The organism is Kitasatospora sp. NPDC059722, from assembly GCF_042733235.1.
GTDB lineage: Bacteria > Actinomycetota > Actinomycetes > Streptomycetales > Streptomycetaceae > Kitasatospora.
This window is the reverse complement of the sequence record NZ_JBHWGD010000169.1, coordinates 1-2015: the sequence shown is the minus strand read 5'-3', so window position 1 is coordinate 2015 and position 2015 is coordinate 1. Positions and strand designations below refer to the sequence as shown.

Annotated in this window: 1 protein-coding gene; it reads right to left on the bottom strand. The window is 72.1% G+C overall.

Annotation, left to right across the window (positions count from 1 at the left end; all coding sequences use genetic code 11):
* Nucleotides 1-70: 70 nt before the first annotated feature.
* Nucleotides 71-1996, bottom strand: a complete 1926-nt coding sequence (locus ACFV4F_RS41270; RefSeq protein WP_380510791.1) for a putative Ig domain-containing protein — start codon at nucleotides 1994-1996, stop codon at nucleotides 71-73.
* Between the last annotated feature and the right edge of the window lie 19 nt (nucleotides 1997-2015).

Below are 2015 nucleotides of genomic sequence, written 5' to 3'. Positions count from 1 at the left end.
GTCGGCTGCGGCCCCACCGGTCGTACCTGTCGTACCTGTCGTACCTGTCGTACCTGTCGGGCCTGGTCGGTCAGGAGGCGTTGAGGGCCGTGTCGTCGATCACGAAGCTGGTCTGGAGCGAGGCGTCCTCGGTGCCGGTGAACTTGATGGTGACGCTCTGCCCGGCGAAGGAGGAGAGGTCGTAGGTGTGCAGGGTGTAGCCGTTGGCCGCGTTGACGTTGGAGAAGGTGGCCAGGGTGGTGGAGTTGGCCTGGACGGTGAGCTTGTCGTAGGCCGTGGTGCCGGTCTCGGCGGTGTCGATGTGCAGCCAGAAGCCGAGCGACGCCTTGCAGCCGGCCGGGATCGTGACGGTCTGGCTCAGGGTGTCGGTGTGGCTGCTGCCGTAGCCGTCGAGCCACGCCTTCCAGGAGCCGGAGCGGGCGGCCTCGCTCGCGGAGTTGTCGATCACGCCGGCGGTCGCGGTCCAGGGCGAGGCGCTACCCGTCTCGAAGCCCGGGTTGCCGAGCAACTGGCCCGCACCGGTGCAGCCGCCGCCCGGGGCGGACACGGCCCAGGTGAAGCTCGTCGAACCGGAGGCGTTGGTGGCGTCCTTCGCCGTCACCGTCACGTTGTACGTGCCCGCCGTCGACGCCGTGCCGCTGATCAGGCCGCTGGAGGCGTCGATGGACAGCCCGGTCGGCAGGCCGCTCGCGCTGTACGTCAGGCTCTGGCCGGAGGCGGAGTCCGTCGCGCGGATCTGCAGGGAGGCTGCACTGCCCGTGGTGGTGCTCTGGTTGCCCGGGTTGGTGACCGTCACGGTGTTGCCCGTGCTGGTGCCGGCCCGGAAGGCGGTCGGGCCGTTCGGCGTGCCGAGGCCGGTCGGGCCGTCGTAGCCGGGGCCCGCGGTGCACAGGTAGGACGGGGAGCAGGTGCCGTTGGCGCCGCTGGTCACGTCGTTGAGCGCACTCGTGTGCTGGTACGGGTACTGGGACGGGTAGTCGCTCGCGCCCGGGGTGCCGGCGTCGGCGTAGACGGCGGCGATGATCGGCGACGAGGCGCTGGTGCCGCCGTAGACGGCCCAGCCGCTGCCGCCGTAGGTCTGGTAGACGGCGACGCCGGTGGCCGGGTCGGCGACCGCGGACACGTCGGCGACGGTCCGGTTGGAGCAGCCGCTGTCGCTCTGCCAGCTCGGCTTGGGGTCGTAGGCCGAGCAGCCGGAGCCGGCGCCGTTGCCGCCCGAGCTGGAGCCCCAGACGGTCTCGTGCCAGCCGCGCGCGCTGGAGTCGCGGGTCAGCGAGGTGCCACCGACGGCGGTGACGTACTGGGAGGCCGCCGGGTACTCGGTGCCGTAGCCGGAGTCGCCCGAGGACACGGTGATGGCGACGCCGGGGTGGTTGAAGTACTGGCTGTCCGAGGAGGTGTCGGTGGAGTCCTCGGGGCCGCCGTAGCTGTTGGACACGAACTTCGCGCCCTGGGCGACGGCCTGGTTGACGGCGGCGCCGAGGTCGGCCATGTTCGCCGAGCTCGCCTCGACCAGCAGGATGTGGGCGTTCGGAGCGGCGGCGGAGACCATGTCGACGTCGAGGGAGATCTCGCCCGCCCAACCGGTGTCGCCGGCCGGGTAGTTGGTGCCGCCGTTCTGGTCGATCTTCTTGAAGCAGCCGTTGGCGGTGGTGCACGCAGGCAGCCCGTACTGCGCGCGGTAGGTCGCCAGGTCGGACTCGGCGTTGGGGTCGTCGTTGGCGTCGACGATGGCGACGGTCTGCCCGGCGCCGCCGTTGTTCGACAGGCCGTAGGCGCTCTGCAGGTCGGTCGGCCCGAGGCCGGACGGGTTCACGTCGGGCGAGACCGCGCTGAGGGAGAACGCGTGCGGCTGCACCACGTCGGTGCGCACCAGGGCGTCGCAGGACTTCTGGTGACGCTGGGCCGGCTGGGCGCAGGAGTGCCTGACGTTCGCGCCGGAGGTGGCGGCCGCGGCGCCGGCCGGCGCCGCGACGGCGAGGCCCGCGGCCACCACGGCACCGACGGCAGTCTCG